This window comes from Peptoniphilus rhinitidis 1-13 (assembly GCF_000246925.1).
Lineage (GTDB): Bacteria > Bacillota > Clostridia > Tissierellales > Peptoniphilaceae > Peptoniphilus_A > Peptoniphilus_A lacydonensis.
Map to the genome: position 1 here is coordinate 41,030 of NZ_BAEW01000004.1, position 15,890 is coordinate 56,919.

The window sequence follows — 15,890 nt, forward strand, 5'->3', positions numbered from 1 at the left end:
TCACCGACCTATTCTACAATATTTTCTATTTTTAATATTTTTTGAATACTCTCCTCAATACTATTTATAAGAGCAAGTCTATTTCCTCTTATTTTTTCATCATCTGTCATTACCATTACATTTTCAAAGAAAGAATCAATATATTCTACTAAATCATTTAATAAATTCATAGCATCCTTGTATTTTCCAGCAGAAATTGCTTCATTAAATTCGTCTTTAATTTTAACAAACTTATTATAAAGATTTTTTTCTGATTCTTCCTTTAGAAGATCTTCATCAATTTCTATGAAATCAACATTTTTCGTCAAATTATTTATTCTATTATAGGAATCCACAAAATTAGTTCTATCACATTCGTTGAACCAACTATTTAATTCACCAGCTTTTTGGAAAATATCATAAATTTCGCTATCAGGAATTAAAATTGAATCAATTATGTCGTACCTAATTCCTTCTTCTTGCAACATTGTCTTGATTCTTCCATAGAAAAATTCTCTGATATTGGAAATAACTTCTTCATGATTAAAAGCAAGTCCCAAGCCGTTAATATATTCATAAAGACTTGACTCAATGGCTTCATCCAAATTAATTTTCCAGCAATTTTCTCTTATAATATTTATTACTCCAATTGCAGACCTTCTAAGTTTAAAAGGATCTGCTGAACCCGTTGGAATTTCATCAATGGCAAAAAGGCCTGCAATAGTATCTAGTTTATCTGCAAGAGAAAAGATAGAACCTACACTCGATTTAGGAAGTTCATCTCCTGCAAATTTAGGAAGATATTGTTCTCTAATCGCTGTTGCAACTATTTCTTTCTCATCAGAATTTAGTGCGTAAATTTCTCCCATTACACCTTGAAGTTCTGTAAACTCAATTACCATTTTTGTTGTCAAATCTGCCTTTGATAAATAGGCAACTCTATCAATAGCATTTATAGCCTCATCTGCAAAAGAAAGTGACTCTGCAATTTTTTTTGCAACAACTCCATCTCTATTTTCTTTTTGAAGCATAGATCCCAATCTATCATGGAATAAAACTCCATTTAAATTCTTTACATAATCTTCTAATGATTTTGAAATATCATCTTCATAGAAAAATTTGGCATCCTCAAGTCTTGCTCCAAGAACTTTTTCATTTCCAGCAATTACAATTTCTTCGTAATCCTTTGTGCCATTTCTAACGGTTATAAAATACGGAAGAAGATCTCCATCTTGTGAATAAACTGGAGTAAATCTCAAATGATCAATCATTGTCGTTGTTACAACTTCCTTAGGAAGAGTCAAATATTTTTCTTTGATGCTACCCTTTATTGGTGTCGGATATTCTACAATATAAGTCAATTCTTCCAAAAGATCTTCATTTTCATGAATTTCTCCACCCAAAGATTTTGCAATCTTAGTTGATTCATATTTAATAATTTCACGTCTTTTATTTTGATCTAAAATTACATAATTTTCTTCTAACAGTTTTTCATAATTTTCTACATTATCAACAATTATTTCAGATGAACCTAAAAATCTATGTCCTTTTGTTTTATTTCCAACTTTAATATTCTCAAATTCAAAATCAACAATTTTGTCATTTAAAAGAGATACTATCCACCTTATTGGTCTTGCAAATCTAATATTTTTGCCACCCCATCTCATATTTTTAGGAAAATTAATATCTCGAATTAATAATGGGATAATTTCCTTTAAAATTTCAGAAGAATCTCTTCCAATTGAAGAAATATTTGCAAAAACATAATCTGTTCCCTTTACTTCTCTTATTTCTATTTCTTCTTCACTAATGTTTTGTGACTTCATAAAACCTAAAAGAGGTTTTGTAGGATTTTTATCCTCGTCGTAGGCAATTTTAACAGCAGGTCCCTTGACTTCTTTTTTAATATCACTTTGTTTCTCAGCAATATCTTCTATTACAAGGCTAAGTCTTCTTGGAGTTGCATAAACTTTTACATCAGCAAATCCAATTTCATTTTCTTGCAATAATTTCTTTGATTTTTCATCTAGTTGTTCTATTGCCATATTGACAAATCTTGATGGCAACTCTTCAACTCCAATTTCAAGTAAATAATTATTCATTTATTTCACCTCTGTCAATAAGTGGGAAATTTAGTTCCTCTCTGTGCTTTAGATGTGTATTTGCAACTAACTTTGCAAGATTTCTAACTCTTTGAATGTAGCTTGTCCTCTCAGAAACTGAAAGTGCTCCTCTAGCATCTAATAAATTAAAAGTATGCGAACATTTAAGAGTGTAGTCATAAGCGTCAATTACTATTCCATCTTCAATTACTCTTTTTGCTTCAGTTTCATACATATCAAATAATTTTCTAAGCATATCTATATCTGCAAGTTCAAAAGCATATTTGGAATGTTCATATTCGTTATTTTTAAAAACTTCGCCATAAGTTATATTTTCGTTGTACTGAATATCATAAACTGATTCAACATTTTGAAGATACATTGCAATTCTTTCAAGTCCATAAGTTAATTCTGCACTTTCTAAATCCAAGTTTACTCCGCCAACTTGTTGGAAATAAGTAAATTGTGTGACTTCCATTCCGTCAAGCCAAACTTCCCAACCAAGTCCCCAAGCTCCAAGAGTAGGTGACTCCCAATTGTCTTCTACAAATCTTATGTCATGTTTTTTTGGATCAATTCCAATTGCAAAAAGTGAATCAAGATACAATTGTTGAACATCTTCTGGTGATGGTTTCAATATAACTTGTAATTGGTGATGTTGATAAAGCCTATTTGGATTCTCACCATACCTTCCATCAGCAGGTCTTCTTGATGGTTCAACATATACTACTTTCCATTCTTCTGGTCCAAGTGATCTCAAAAAAGTATTTGGATTCATTGTTCCTGCACCTTTTTCAATATCATAAGGTTGCAAAATAATTGCCCCTTTTTCCTTCCAATAATTTTCCAATGTCATTATCAAATCTTGGAAATACATTTTTTCCTCCTTTAACTAAACAGCTTGTCAGACTTAAAACTGCTTATTTCTAAATTGTATTTTATATAATCTATAAAAACTTTGTGCAAAAATTTTTTTCTATTTTTATCTATATAATCTATATTTTGAATTTCCTCAAGTTTTCCATATAAAAGATTCCTTAAATAATTTAAATCTTTCTTAGTAAAGGAATGAGAATAGGGATCTGCATAATCTATTATACCCTCTCTTATGGAAAAAAAAGTTTTTTCTTTAGAATCTAATTTTGGTCTATACCCAAGAAAGGACAAATATTTTAGCTCAAAAGCAAGAGAAATAGAAATTGGGTCTTTAGTGTCATTAAAAAAATTAATAGTCTTTCTAACTAAATCAAAAATTTTTCTATTGGCCTCTTCGTTTATTGAAGATTTTTCTAAAATTTCTAATATGAAAGAAGCATAAATTAAATTTTCGTAATTTTCTCTAATTTTAAAATTTGATTCTATAATTTTCGCTTCACTAATATAATAAAAACTCTGCCCCTTCTTTAGGAAGTATTCATTTACTCCAAAAATCTGTGACACACTTAGATTTCTTGATCTAGAAGATTTTACTCCCTTTACCATAATAGAAACTTTCCCAAAATCTCTTGTAAAAACTTTTATAATCTTGGAACTTTCCCCAAAATCAATCTCATTTAAAACTATTCCGAGAGTATATTTATCTGTTGTAGCCAAATCTTTTTACCAAATTGTCCTTTTCTCTCCAATTTTTTTGAACTTTTATCCAAATTTGTAAATTAACTTTGGCGTCCAATAGATTTTCAATATCTTCTCTTGATTCAGTTCCAATTCTTTTTAACATTGATCCGCCCCTTCCTATTATTATTTTTTTGTGAGCTTCTCTTTCTACATAAATAATAGCTTCAATGTCATAAAAATTTTTGTCTTTTCTCTTTTTAAATCTCTCAATTGAAATTGCAAGTCCATGAGGAACTTCTTCATTTAAATATCTAAGTCCCTTCTCACGAATTATCTCTGATACAATAAATCTCTCATTTTTATCTGTAATCATATCTTCAGAATAATACATTGGCCCAGGCTTTAAATATTTTTTAAGAGTTTCTAGATAAATATCTATTCCATCATTTTTTATTGCTGAAATAGGAATCAATTCATCAAAAATCCCTTCATTTGAATACATAGATATTATTTCAAGTAATTCTTCTTTTTTAATTTTATCTACCTTATTTATAAGTAAAATTATTGGGATTTGTCCATTGTATTCCTTTAAAATATCTATAATAGATCTTTCCGCTTTTCCTATTCTCTTTGAAACATCTACAATATAAGTTATTATATCAGCTTCTTCAATTCCTTCTTTTGATTCATTTAGCATAAATTCGCCAAGCTTATTTTTTGGTCTTTGAATACCTGGCGTATCTAAAAATATCATTTGAGAATCATCATCTGTGTGTATAAATGTAATATTTTGTCTTGTAGTCTGCGGCTTAGAAGAAATCGCCGAAATTTTTTCCCCTATTATTGAATTAAGTAAAGTCGATTTCCCTACATTTGGTCTTCCAACTACAGATATATATCCCGATTTAAAATTATTTTCTTCCATTTTTATCTCCAACTAAATCTTCTGGGCCAAAAGAATGAGGTAAAATTTCTTCCATCCCATAAATTTTATAATCCTCTTTTGAATTTGCTATTATTATTTCAGGTTTTTTTGAAAATTCGCGAATAACTTGTCTGCAAACTCCACAAGGAAAAGTATAATCACTATCGCCAACAATAGCTATCTTTTTTATTTCTCTTTTTCCATCAGACACCGCCTTAAAAATAGCCGTTCTCTCTGCACAATTTGTTGGAGAATAAGATGCTATTTCTATATTTCCGCCAGTGTAAACTTCTCCATCTTCCATTTCAACTGCACATCCAACATTGAAATGTGAGTATGGTGTATAAGTAGAATTATCTCTAGCATATATTGCAAGTTCAATTAATTTCTCATATTTCATTTAACCAACTACCTTAAAAATAAAAACTGCAACACAAATTCCAAGTATTGCTCCAAATACAACTTCTGAAACTTTGTGAATACCACCTTCAACACGACTTTCTGAAACTAAAAAAGCAAGCCCAAAAGAACATAATGTAACTAATGAATTTTGAGCAATCATTGTAATAATAGTTGCCGCACAAAACGATATTGCAGAGTGTCCGCTAAGACCTCCTCCTTGAAAATACGTGCCTCCACTTTTTTTTGCCATTAAAAGCTTTGCTCCAACTGTCGCTATAAGTATTATTAGAAGAGATACAAATGCCAAATGATTTGGCATATTTTTTATTTTAAAAAGAAGTAAATCTCCAAAGGAAGCAAATTTGTCATAAAAAACTAAATAAGCCACGACAACTGCATTTAGAGCTGTGATTAAAACTGCTCCGGCAGAAACGTCCTTTACATATTTTGCAATGGGATTATACTCTTGAACAACTAAATCTACAGTTCTCTCAATGGCTGTGTTTATCATTTCTGCAAATACAACTAAAGTTATTGCAAATAACATTAATAAAAATTCCGTAGAAGAAATATCAAAAAAAAGTGATAAAATTATAACTCCAAAGGCAGCCATAAAATGAAATTTCATATTTTTTTCTGTCTTTAATACAGAAATTATTCCTTGCACTGCATAATTAAAAGAAGATATAAATCGTCCCTTTTTCATAATATCACCTGTAAATAGAAAGTTCTTTCATAGCAAGTTTTTCTCTTTCTCTCATTTCTCTTTTTTCAATCTCATCCATGTGATCATAACCCAAAAGATGTAAAATGCTATGCACCGTTAAATAAGAAAGTTCTCTTTCATTAGTATGTCCTAGTTCACTTGCTTGTTCCATTACTCTTTTTGTATTGATTATAACATCCCCAAGAATTTTATTTTCAATCATAAACTCATCATCAATTGGAAATGACAAAACATCAGTAACTTTGTCTACTCCCCTGAAATCTCTATTTAAACCTTTAATCTCATCATCACCCACAAAAGAAACTGAAACTTCAACATTTTCTTCTAAGTTTTCAATTTTTAAAACAGCTTTTACAGATTTTTTTATTAATTCTCTTATCTCATCTGTGATTTCTATATCTTCTTGCCTATCGTCATAATATATTTTCATTTTGTTTTCCAGTCTTTATATTTGATTTCTTTTCATTTATAATTTTTTTTGCTTTTTCATTTGTCTTTTCATATTTTTCATAAGCATCTATAATTCTTTGAACAAGTGGATGACGCACAATGTCATTTTTATTTAAATAAGTAATCCCAATTCCTTTGACATTTGCCAAAATCCTTAAAACAGTTTTAAGTCCAGACTGTTTTCCTCTTGGAAGGTCAATTTGCGTGACATCACCTGTTATTATCGCCTTAGATCCATAGCCAAGTCTTGTCAAAAACATCTTCATCTGTTCATTAGTAGTATTTTGTGCTTCATCTAAAATTACAAAAGCACTATCTAAAGTTCTTCCTCTCATATAAGCTAAAGGCGCAACTTCGATTAGGCCTTTCTCAAACAAATTATTGTAAGTATCGTGACCAAGTATTTCAAAGAGAGCATCATAAAGTGGTCTCAAATAGGGATCAACTTTATTTTGTAAATCTCCTGGCAAAAATCCCAAGTTTTCTCCAGCTTCAACAGCAGGTCTTGTTAAAATAATTCTATTTACTTCCTTTGCTTTAAAGGCACGAACTGCAGCTGCCATTGCAAGATAAGTCTTTCCAGTTCCAGCAGGCCCAATTCCAAAAACAATGTCATTATCATTAATATTATCAATATATCTTTTTTGACCAAGAGTCTTTGCTCTTATAGGTTTTCCCATAGAAGTATAGACAACTGTATCTTTTAAAAGTTCAGAAACTGGTCTTTTTTCATTGTTTTTTATAAGTGAAATTGCATATCTAACATCAGATAGACTTAAATTTTTTTGTTTTTTTGCAGTGTCTATTAAATTTTTAAGCAAAAGATCCACATCACAAACTGGATCTTCTTCTCCTATTATCAAAATTTTATCATCCTTAGATTTAATATTAACATTAAATTCTCTTTCAACTAAATTAATATTTTCATCTAATTTTCCAAAGACAACTGACAACAAACTTATATCATTAATTTCAATAGAACTCTCAGTTTTTGCCAAATATATACCCCCTTAAACGTGATTATTATAATACCACAAAAAGGCTCACTTTTCTATATATTATGAAAAGCAAGCCATTATTTATCTAAGACTTAAAGGCTTATCAAAAATTTCTTTATAAATTTGAATTTTTGTTAAATCTTCTTCATTAAAATTCAAAAAATCATCTTCATTTATATTTTCATTTGAACCTTCATCTTCATAAATTACTTCGTTAGATTCACATTCTTTTATAAAATCACTATCTGTAATTTTAAATTTTTTAGTTATATCTGAATTTCGATTAGATCCATTTATCTCTTTTACTTTTCTATTTTCTGAAATTTTTTCCTTTAATTCTTTTTTTGAAATTTTATGGTCTTTATCTTTTATATTTTTAATTTTAGGATTCTTGTCAATTAAAATATTTTTATTTTCTTTTTTATCTTTCTTTTCCTTCTCTTCTTTAATTATCTTTTTTACTTGATTTATAAAACTATTGGGGTCTGATTTTCTATCTTCATATATATTTCTCGAATCATCAAACTCTTCTTCGTGGAAATCTTCTGTTAATTTATTCTTTCCCCTCTGCAAAATCATTATAATTACTCTAAAAATTACAATAAAAATAATTGCAGGTATTAAAGAAAATATGGCAAGAACAATACTAAGACCAGAATCCATTATTTACCTTCCTTTTTTTGATTTTTATCGGAAATTTTTGAAATAGAAGTTCTCATATCTGTATCAGAATTTAAGTTTTTCATTTTATAATAATCAAACACACCTAGATTTCCACTTTTTAATGCTTCTGCCATAGCAATAGGAACTTCTGATTCTGCTTCCACTACTTTTGCTCTCATAGCTTCTACCTCTGCCTTCATTTCTTGTTCTCGGGCAAGAGCCATGGCTCTTCTTTCACTTGCCTTTGCTTCAGAAATTCTCTTGTCAGCTTCAGCTTGATCTGTTTGAAGTCTAGCACCAATATTTCTTGCAACATCTACATCTGCAATGTCAATTGATAAAATTTCATAAGCAGTACCTGAGTCAAGTCCTTTATCAAGAACAACCTTTGAAATAGCATCTGGGTTCTCTAAAACTTCTTTATAATTTTGAGAAGATCCTACTGTTGTTACAATTCCTTCTCCAACTCTAGCTATAATAGTTTGTTCTCCAGCACCACCAACAAGTCTTTCAATATTTGCTCTGACAGTTACCTTTGCCTTTACAATAACTTCAATCCCATCTTGTGCAACAGCAGAAATATTTGGTGTTTCAATAACTTTTGGATTTACAGAAACTTGAACAGCTTCAAGCACATCTCTACCAGCAAGATCAATTGCTGCAGCTCTCTCAAACTGAAGAGGAATATTTGCTCTTTGTGCAGCTATAAGTGCATCTACAAGTGTATTTACATTTCCACCCGCCAGATAATGAGCTTCAAGACTTGAAATATCAAGATCAAGTCCTGCTTTAGTAGCTTTTATAGCAGGTCTTACAATTCTTGAAGGTTTTACTCTTCTAAGTTTCATTCCAATAAGTTCTGATATTTTAATTTTTACACCAGAGAAAAATGCTGTAATCCAAAGTCCCACAGGTACAAAGGATAAAAATAATGATACTGCTAATACTATAATTACTATGATTACTATACTTCCAATAGGATAACTATTCATAAACCCTCCTAATTAAATTTTTTGACGTAAACTCTTGCGCCACTTACCTTAACTACGACTACATCTTCATCTTTTCCAATAAAACCAACATCTGAAATAACTTCTATTTTTTTATCTTTATTATGTGCATAACCCGTAGGTCTTAAAATTGTATTTGTTTTTAATATGTCTCCAACTTTTACTTCTTCACTTTTTACACCTACATAACCTCTATCAGATGTACTCTTGTTTAAAAGTCTAAGTCTATTTATTATTTCCGAATTGGCTCCTTTTTTTAAGAGTATAAAACCAGATACAATTGAAATTACAAGAGCAATTGCAAGAGAAAAAAGTGCAAAATAAACATCATCCATTGCCATTACAATTGCATAAGAAATGACAATTATTCCTCCAATTCCGCAGACCCCAAAACCTGGAATCATTATCTCAAAGCCAATTAACAAAAGCCCTAAAATAAATAAAAGAATTTCAAAATAATTTGTGTTTCCCAGCGAGATATTCCCCCAAAAGAAAATCACAAAAGCTACAATAGAAATTACGCCCCCTAAGCCAAATCCTGGAGTCAAAATTTCTAAAACTGCACTAGCTAGTGCAACAATAAGTAAAATTGTAAAAATATAATCATTTGAAAAAATATTTTCTGCAAAATTTCCTTGTTCTGCATATACACTATTCATTATACAGAGAAAAATTGGTAAAATATAAAAATTTTTTCTAATTTTTTTCAATTTGACCTCCCCCACTTGTATATATTTTTTACCCATCAAATTTTATCAATAATCTAAGAATCCTCTAATTTATTGTAAACTTTTCATTTGATTATGTAAATCTACTTTATTTATTTTTTTACAATATATATGTTTTACTATCATAGAAAATTTTGCAAAATAAAAACCCGGGTAATCCCGAGTCTTAATTTAACAATTCTTTGGCAATTACATTGACTTGTTTGCCGTCTGCTTTGCCTTTAACTAAAGGCATAACATTTTTCATTAATAATCCAATATCCTTCATTGATGTTATATTATTTTCGTCAATTACTTTTTTTATAATTTCTTTTAATTCTTCATCTGATAATTGCTCAGGTAAATATTCAAGTAGTATTTCAATTTCATCATTAGTCTTTTCAACTAAATCTTCTCTATTACCCTTCTTAAATTCTTCAATTGACGCCTTTTTTTCTTTTAACTGTTTTGAAATAATATTCTCAATATCAGCATCTTCTAGTTCTACTCGCTCATCTACTTCTTTTTGTTTTACAGATGCTCGAACCATGGTGATAACATCTTTTCGAAGTTTATCTTTTTCTTTCATAGCAGTCTTAAGATCTGCCATTAGTCTCTCTTTTAGAGACATAAGAACACCCTCTCTTTAATATCTGTGTTTTTTTCTGCGTGCCTCTTCAGATTTCTTCTTTCTTCTAACACTTGGTTTTTCATAATGTTCTCTTTTTCTTACTTCTTTGAGAACTCCACTTGTGGCACATTGTCTTTTAAATCTTTTAAGAGCATTGTCTAAAGATTCATTTTCACCAACCCTGATTTCGGACATTTTTTAACCTCCTCTCGTAGAAAAGAGTAGCCTTGCGGCCAATGTAGATTCATTATATCTCATAAATCCCAAAACTTCAATAATATTTTTACTTTTTAGAATTTTTACCTTTATTTACACGATAAGTTATAGCAATAACTGAAGCGGAAATGGCAATTTTTATTAAAAGTAAAACTATAAATTGCCATGAAAATGGATTTAAAATTACATCGCCAAGAAGTGTATTTGTTATTACTCCAATGGAACAACCTAAAAGCGCAGATGTTATGTATTTTAAATAATTAGTTTTACACGCTCCAAAATAAAAACTCAAAACATCACAAGGAAACCATCCAATTAGTCTAATTACAAAACTTGCTAAAAATTCATTTCTCTCCTGCATTTCTATAACTTTTTCTATTTTGGGATATTTCTTTTTAATATACTCCATCTCTTCTGCACCAGACCATCTTCCCAAGATAAAGGGAATCGTGAGTGTAATTGCAAGACCCAAATAACTAACAAGAACTGCTTTAAGTGGCGAAAATAGTATTCCACTTGCAACATAAAGTGAGGGCAAAGGTATTACAATTGTCAGACTTTTAATTGCAAATAAAAACATTAGAGATAAAATAGACTTTCTTGAATCTCCATGTGCATTTTCTGTTATTGATTCTATACTTACATTTCCACTTCTTGTAAGTAAAATTACAACTAAAGCAGACACAAAGCAAACTAATGCCACTATTTGAATTTTCTTTACTCTCTTTGAAACTTTCTCATCTGACTCATTTAAAACAATATCTTCATTTTTCTCAAATATTTTATCTTTGTAAAATTTTATTTTATTCTTAACTTTTCCCATAAATCCTCCTTCCTCTATATTACTTTTTAAAGTCTATTTATATTTTCTTTTGTTAACAAATTCTTCGCATCTTCTTTTCCCATTTCATATAACTTTTCAAGTTCTTTATGATCTTGGGTAAGTGTCTTTAAATTTGATGTATCACATGGTGCTACTATAACTACTTTATTTTTCTTTTCAAGTTCCAGTATTTCCTTTAAAGATTTATTGTAAACTTTCGCTCTATCTTCAAGAGCTTCCGCAGCTTCTGGATATTTTCTTTTTAAAATTTTCACAAATTTTTTGTCTTTTTTTGGATTTCTAAAATAATTTTTTGGCCTTGTTAAAACTATAATTACTTTGTCGCAACCTGCTTCAAAAGCTTTTTTATATGGGATTGGATCGCTTAGACCTCCATCAAAATAAAGAGCATTATTTATCTTATAAGGCTCACATAAAACTGGAACACAACAAGATGCTTTTATGGGATCATAATTATCTTGTGAGAGATCTTCTTTATCAAAATAAACAGGATTTCCTGTAAGCGCATTTGTTGCAACAATCTTAAATTCTGTTTTATTTTCAACTATTTTTTTATAATCTAAAGGGTTTTCTCCATCCTTTTTGCTTAAAGTGTAATAAACATATTCGAGATCAAGATAAGAACCTTTTTTTATAAAGTTTCTTATACTCATGTATTCTTTTCTAAAAGCATAGTCATTATAAAAAACAAAATTTCTGCCTCTTTGATTTGCAAGAAAAGAAGCTCCATTAGCTGCACCTGCCGACACTCCAATAAAATAATCTCCCTCTATGCCTTTATCCATTAAGTAATCAAAGACTCCAGCGCCATATATTCCTCTAGTGCCTCCCCCTACATCTACGAACCCTAACTTCATAACATCATCCTTTAAATAAAATATATCAAATAAAAATCTTCTTATGAAAAATTTTCAGTTTTAAAAAATTTTTACATTATATATGTTTTCATTATAATAATATTGCATATTATTTTCAACAAGGGCAATAAAAAAGCTATGAGTTTTCCCATAGCTTTAGTCTATATTTTTATTTTTATCAACCTGGTGGCCAATTTAAACTTCTTCCTCCAAGAACATGAAAGTGAAGATGTTCTACTGTCTGTCCCCCGTCTTCTTTACAATTATTTACAATTCTATATCCCTTAGTTAATCCTTCTTCTGCACAAATCTTTTTTGCTACTAAAAATACATGACCAATTAAATCTTTATGTCTTTCTTCTAAATCATCTGCTGAAGGAATGTGTTCTTTTGGCACAATTAAAAAATGTGTAGGTGCCTTAGGGTCTATATCTCTAAATACATATACAAGTTCATCCTCATAAAGTTTTTCCGAAGGAATTTCTCCATTAATTATTTTACAAAATAAACAGTCCATGCTACCTCCTTTTCAATTCAACATCTTTGCAAAGATTATTCCACTGACAATCTCCACAAATCATTTCACGATTATCCTTTTTAAATATTATATCACAGGAAGCTCTTCTAATGTCTATCCATGAATAAATTTCATTTTCATTTAAGTTTAAAATTTCTAAAATTTTTTGGTCGTAATATTTTACTTTTTCATCTTCCTTACAAACTTTTCCAAGATTATCTGGACAATTTTTACAAATATCATCAAGATCTTTTATTAACATAACTTTAGGATTTTCTTGCAATTTTTTTATAATTTCAGTCATATTTTTCGAAAAATCATCGCTATAACCTTCACCAACAAAATTTTTTGTACACATTATGTGATGAGCCCTTATCTTTAACATTTAATCACCAATTATTTCACAATTTGCAATCTCACCAGTGTCCAAAATTTTTACATTTTTTATTTTATTTTTAATGTCAATATCACTATTTGCTTTTACTCTGATGTAATTTGTTGTGTATCCATAATACTCTTTGTCATGTTCTTCTTCAAATAAAACTGACTTTGGTATTTTCATATTTTCTCTCTCAAAGATTTTTTGATATTCTTCTCCCAGAGCAATTAATTTTTCCGATCTTTCCTTTTTAATATTGCCATCAATTTGGTTTTTCATTGCAGCAGCCTTTGTATTTTTTCTCTTAGAATATTTAAAGACGTGAATCCTTGAAAAACCAACTTTTCTTACAATACTCATTGAATCTTCAAAATCTTCTTCGCTCTCTCCAGGAAATCCAACTATAATATCAGTAGTAAGTCCTGCATAAGGCATATATTTTCTAATTATATTTGCCTTTTCAATATATTCTTCACGAGTGTAGCGTCTATTCATAGCCTTTAAAATATTATTTGAACCGCTTTGTAATGACAAATGAAAGTGATCACATAATTTTTCTGTTTTTAAAGATCTTTCCATAAATTCATCTGTGATAATTATCGGTTCAACTGAAGAAAGTCTGATTCTTTTAATTCCATCAATCTCTGCAATATTTTCAATTAAATCAATTAATCTCATATCACCCATATCCATTCCAAAGGATCCAATGTGAATTCCAGTTAACACAATTTCTTTAAAACCATTGTCAGCAAGAATCCTAGCTTCTCTCACTGCATCGTCTATCTCTCTTGACCTAATTGGGCCTCTTGCAAATGGTATTATGCAATAAGTGCAGAATCTGTTACACCCGTCTTGCACTTTCATGTAAGCTCTAGTTCTATTGTTGTTATCAAAGTTCGTAGTATTTGCAAATTCACGTACATCTTTTAAATCTTTTACAATATTTATTTTTTTGTGAGAATCTTTAAACTCCTCAATTAAATCTACGATTTTATTCCTCTCAGTAGTCCCTATTACAACATCAACGCCTTCAATATTTTTAACTTCTTCAGGGCTAACTTGTGAATAGCAACCTACAACTACCACAACAGAATCAGGATTTTTCTTTTTTGATTTTCTAATAAATTGTCTTGATTTTCTATCTGACAAATTTGTAACTGTGCAAGTATTTACAATATATACGTCGCTAAATTCGTCATTATCAACTTCCTTGTAACCTCTTTTTTCAAAAAGTTCGCTCATTGCTTCTGATTCATATTGATTTACTTTGCAACCAAGAGTTAAAATTGAAAAAGTTTTTGCCATTACTCACACTCCTTTGCGTGTATTATATAAAAAGATGTCACAATTGCCGCTGTTTCTGCACGCAAAATTCTGCTTCCAAGACCAACCTTTTTTACATCTTTTAAAATTTCAAGTTCTCTATTTGATATTCCACCTTCTGGTCCAATTACAAGTCCAATTTTGTTAGAAAGCTTTGGTATAATTTCTCCAAGTTGTGTTCTTTTTTCATCCTCATAACAGAGTACAAGATCCCCATCAAAATTTAATATATCTTCACTTTTTATTATATCATGAACCATAGGAATAATATCTCTCTTTGACTGTTTCGCCGCAGACTCCACAATTTTCTGGTATCTTTCTTTCTTCTTTTCCTTCTTTTTTGAAATATCTGAAACACTTCTATCCATTAAAACAGGATAAAAATCACTTACTCCTATTTCTGTTGCATGTCTCAACACATCTTCTGACTTATTATTTTTCAAAACTCCAAAGAAAAGTGACAGATGCACCTTCGACTCATTATTTTTTTTCACTTTTCCAATCTTTTTAATCTTTCCATTAAAATATGCAAAGGAAAAAATCCCATCATCAAAGACAACTTGAAACTCTTCTCCATCTTCTACCCTAATTACATTTTTTAAATGATGGATTGTTTCCTCTTTTAAATCTGTATTTTCCTCAAAATTTCTATTTTCAAAAAATCTATACATTTAATTTTCCCACAATTGCAACCCAATTATTTTTTTCAAGTTCATCAATAATGTCAAATCCATTTTCAGCAAGAGCGTCAATTACCATTTGTCTTCTCTCTTTTATAATTCCTGATGTTATAAAAATTCCACCACTATCCATATGATTCTTTAAATTTTTAATTTCATCTACAATTATTTCTGCAATAATATTTGAAACAATTAAATCAGCTCTACCCTTTACAACATCTAAGAGATTGCCTTTTTTAATTTCAATTTTATCTTCTAAATTATTTAATTTCGCATTTTCAAAAGAAGCATCAATACATTTTTCATCAATATCAATAGCAAGAGCTTTTTTTGCTCCAAGTTTTAATGATGCAATGGCAAGTATGCCCGAACCACAACCTATGTCAAAAATTTCATCCCCATCACGCACATATTTTTCTAAAAGTTCAAGGCACATATAAGTAGATTCGTGAGTCCCCGTTCCAAAAGCCATCCCAGGGTTTATTTTTATAATTTCTCTATTTCCTTTGTTTTCGTAATCTTCCCATTCTGGTACAATTGCAATCTTTTTTCCAATTTCTAATGGTTTATAATATTTTTTCCAATTGTTTGCCCAATCTTCATCATCCTTTTCTTCAACAATACATTGTCCAAGTTTTTTTTCTTCAAGTTCAATTTTTAATTTCTTTGCATCGGAAATATTTTCTGGATAAACTTTTAATGCAAAAATATTCTCGCCTAAATTTATAAGAGGATAGTCTATAAAGTCCCAATCTTTTTCATTTTGATCTAGTTCGTCAACTAAATCACTAGAAACTTCTTCGCAGTTATAAATTCCGTAGTCAAAAAGGATTCCTTCTATTAAATTTTTTTTATCTTTTGATGTATTTATTGTCATTTCAATGTATTTCATCTAATCACCTTTTTTAATTATATATTACCTC

The 15,890-nt window shown here is 29.6% G+C and carries 20 protein-coding genes; all 20 read right to left on the reverse strand.

Features of this window, described 5'->3' with window-relative positions; all coding sequences use genetic code 11:
• Positions 1–8: 8 nt before the first annotated feature.
• Positions 9–2,081 carry a glycine--tRNA ligase subunit beta gene (glyS, locus tag RH95_RS04025; RefSeq protein WP_010244772.1) on the reverse strand — a complete coding sequence of 691 codons (2,073 nt, stop codon included), beginning with the start codon at positions 2,079–2,081 and terminating at the stop codon, positions 9–11.
• Positions 2,074–2,958 carry a glycine--tRNA ligase subunit alpha gene (locus RH95_RS04030; RefSeq protein WP_010244775.1) on the reverse strand — a complete coding sequence of 295 codons (885 nt, stop codon included), beginning with the start codon at positions 2,956–2,958 and terminating at the stop codon, positions 2,074–2,076. The genes glyS and RH95_RS04030 overlap by 8 nt, the downstream gene beginning before the upstream one ends.
• Positions 2,959–2,969: 11 nt before the next feature.
• Positions 2,970–3,674 (reverse strand): DNA repair protein RecO, encoded by a 705-nt coding sequence (gene recO, locus RH95_RS04035; RefSeq protein ID WP_010244778.1) that lies wholly within the window; start codon positions 3,672–3,674, stop codon positions 2,970–2,972.
• Positions 3,658–4,563: a GTPase Era gene (era, locus tag RH95_RS04040; protein WP_010244781.1), complete on the reverse strand. Its 906-nt coding sequence runs from the start codon at positions 4,561–4,563 to the stop codon at positions 3,658–3,660. The genes recO and era overlap by 17 nt, the downstream gene beginning before the upstream one ends.
• A complete protein-coding gene (cdd, locus tag RH95_RS04045) occupies positions 4,550–4,963 on the reverse strand; it encodes a cytidine deaminase (protein WP_010244783.1) in 414 nt (137 codons plus the stop codon). Before cdd ends, era begins: the two co-directional genes overlap by 14 nt.
• Complete coding sequence (locus tag RH95_RS04050; protein WP_010244786.1) at positions 4,964–5,671, reverse strand: diacylglycerol kinase; 708 nt, start codon at positions 5,669–5,671, stop codon at positions 4,964–4,966. It abuts the gene before it with no gap.
• Positions 5,672–5,675: 4 nt separating this feature from the next.
• Positions 5,676–6,122, reverse strand: coding sequence for an rRNA maturation RNase YbeY (gene ybeY, locus RH95_RS04055; protein ID WP_010244789.1), 447 nt, complete (start codon positions 6,120–6,122; stop codon positions 5,676–5,678).
• Positions 6,106–7,140, reverse strand: a complete 1,035-nt coding sequence (locus tag RH95_RS04060) for a PhoH family protein (protein ID WP_010244792.1) — start codon at positions 7,138–7,140, stop codon at positions 6,106–6,108. The genes ybeY and RH95_RS04060 overlap by 17 nt, the downstream gene beginning before the upstream one ends.
• Positions 7,141–7,221: 81 nt before the next feature.
• On the reverse strand, positions 7,222–7,803 hold the full coding sequence (locus RH95_RS04065) for a hypothetical protein (protein ID WP_010244795.1): 582 nt from the start codon (positions 7,801–7,803) through the stop codon (positions 7,222–7,224).
• Entirely contained in the window at positions 7,803–8,795 is a 993-nt protein-coding gene (floA, locus tag RH95_RS04070) for a flotillin-like protein FloA (RefSeq protein ID WP_010244797.1), read from the reverse strand. The genes RH95_RS04065 and floA overlap by 1 nt, the downstream gene beginning before the upstream one ends.
• An 8-nt stretch (positions 8,796–8,803) precedes the next feature.
• Positions 8,804–9,523 (reverse strand): NfeD family protein, encoded by a 720-nt coding sequence (locus tag RH95_RS04075; RefSeq protein WP_010244800.1) that lies wholly within the window; start codon positions 9,521–9,523, stop codon positions 8,804–8,806.
• A 184-nt stretch (positions 9,524–9,707) separates the two neighbouring features.
• On the reverse strand, positions 9,708–10,151 hold the full coding sequence (locus RH95_RS04080; RefSeq protein WP_010244803.1) for a GatB/YqeY domain-containing protein: 444 nt from the start codon (positions 10,149–10,151) through the stop codon (positions 9,708–9,710).
• 15 nt (positions 10,152–10,166) lie between these two features.
• Entirely contained in the window at positions 10,167–10,346 is a 180-nt protein-coding gene (rpsU, locus tag RH95_RS04085; RefSeq protein ID WP_005957648.1) for a 30S ribosomal protein S21, read from the reverse strand.
• 88 nt (positions 10,347–10,434) lie between these two features.
• A complete protein-coding gene (locus RH95_RS04090) occupies positions 10,435–11,190 on the reverse strand; it encodes a TVP38/TMEM64 family protein (protein WP_010244809.1) in 756 nt (251 codons plus the stop codon).
• A 26-nt stretch (positions 11,191–11,216) separates the two neighbouring features.
• On the reverse strand, positions 11,217–12,068 hold the full coding sequence (locus tag RH95_RS04095; RefSeq protein WP_010244812.1) for a patatin-like phospholipase family protein: 852 nt from the start codon (positions 12,066–12,068) through the stop codon (positions 11,217–11,219).
• A 178-nt stretch (positions 12,069–12,246) separates the two neighbouring features.
• Positions 12,247–12,585 (reverse strand): histidine triad nucleotide-binding protein, encoded by a 339-nt coding sequence (locus RH95_RS04100; protein WP_010244815.1) that lies wholly within the window; start codon positions 12,583–12,585, stop codon positions 12,247–12,249.
• A gap of 1 nt (position 12,586) precedes the next feature.
• Positions 12,587–12,970, reverse strand: a complete 384-nt coding sequence (locus tag RH95_RS04105) for a DUF1284 domain-containing protein (protein WP_010244818.1) — start codon at positions 12,968–12,970, stop codon at positions 12,587–12,589.
• Complete coding sequence (gene mtaB / locus RH95_RS04110; RefSeq protein WP_010244821.1) at positions 12,971–14,269, reverse strand: tRNA (N(6)-L-threonylcarbamoyladenosine(37)-C(2))-methylthiotransferase MtaB; 1,299 nt, start codon at positions 14,267–14,269, stop codon at positions 12,971–12,973.
• Positions 14,269–14,958, reverse strand: coding sequence for an RsmE family RNA methyltransferase (locus tag RH95_RS04115; protein WP_010244824.1), 690 nt, complete (start codon positions 14,956–14,958; stop codon positions 14,269–14,271). The genes mtaB and RH95_RS04115 overlap by 1 nt, the downstream gene beginning before the upstream one ends.
• On the reverse strand, positions 14,951–15,859 hold the full coding sequence (prmA, locus tag RH95_RS04120; protein WP_010244827.1) for a 50S ribosomal protein L11 methyltransferase: 909 nt from the start codon (positions 15,857–15,859) through the stop codon (positions 14,951–14,953). Before prmA ends, RH95_RS04115 begins: the two co-directional genes overlap by 8 nt.
• Positions 15,860–15,890: the final 31 nt, after the last annotated feature.

Coding starts and splice junctions, on each gene's coding strand:
- glyS (WP_010244772.1), bottom strand. CDS start 2,081: ATGAATAATTATTTACTTGAAATTGGAGTTGAAGAGTTGCCATCAAGA.
- RH95_RS04030 (WP_010244775.1), bottom strand. CDS start 2,958: ATGTATTTCCAAGATTTGATAATGACATTGGAAAATTATTGGAAGGAA.
- era (WP_010244781.1), bottom strand. CDS start 4,563: ATGGAAGAAAATAATTTTAAATCGGGATATATATCTGTAGTTGGAAGA.
- cdd (WP_010244783.1), bottom strand. CDS start 4,963: ATGAAATATGAGAAATTAATTGAACTTGCAATATATGCTAGAGATAAT.
- RH95_RS04050 (WP_010244786.1), bottom strand. CDS start 5,671: ATGAAAAAGGGACGATTTATATCTTCTTTTAATTATGCAGTGCAAGGA.
- ybeY (WP_010244789.1), bottom strand. CDS start 6,122: ATGAAAATATATTATGACGATAGGCAAGAAGATATAGAAATCACAGAT.
- RH95_RS04065 (WP_010244795.1), bottom strand. CDS start 7,803: ATGGATTCTGGTCTTAGTATTGTTCTTGCCATATTTTCTTTAATACCT.
- floA (WP_010244797.1), bottom strand. CDS start 8,795: ATGAATAGTTATCCTATTGGAAGTATAGTAATCATAGTAATTATAGTA.
- RH95_RS04080 (WP_010244803.1), bottom strand. CDS start 10,151: ATGTCTCTAAAAGAGAGACTAATGGCAGATCTTAAGACTGCTATGAAA.
- rpsU (WP_005957648.1), bottom strand. CDS start 10,346: ATGTCCGAAATCAGGGTTGGTGAAAATGAATCTTTAGACAATGCTCTT.
- RH95_RS04090 (WP_010244809.1), bottom strand. CDS start 11,190: ATGGGAAAAGTTAAGAATAAAATAAAATTTTACAAAGATAAAATATTT.
- RH95_RS04095 (WP_010244812.1), bottom strand. CDS start 12,068: ATGAAGTTAGGGTTCGTAGATGTAGGGGGAGGCACTAGAGGAATATAT.
- RH95_RS04100 (WP_010244815.1), bottom strand. CDS start 12,585: ATGGACTGTTTATTTTGTAAAATAATTAATGGAGAAATTCCTTCGGAA.
- RH95_RS04105 (WP_010244818.1), bottom strand. CDS start 12,970: ATGTTAAAGATAAGGGCTCATCACATAATGTGTACAAAAAATTTTGTT.
- mtaB (WP_010244821.1), bottom strand. CDS start 14,269: ATGGCAAAAACTTTTTCAATTTTAACTCTTGGTTGCAAAGTAAATCAA.
- RH95_RS04115 (WP_010244824.1), bottom strand. CDS start 14,958: ATGTATAGATTTTTTGAAAATAGAAATTTTGAGGAAAATACAGATTTA.
- prmA (WP_010244827.1), bottom strand. CDS start 15,859: ATGAAATACATTGAAATGACAATAAATACATCAAAAGATAAAAAAAAT.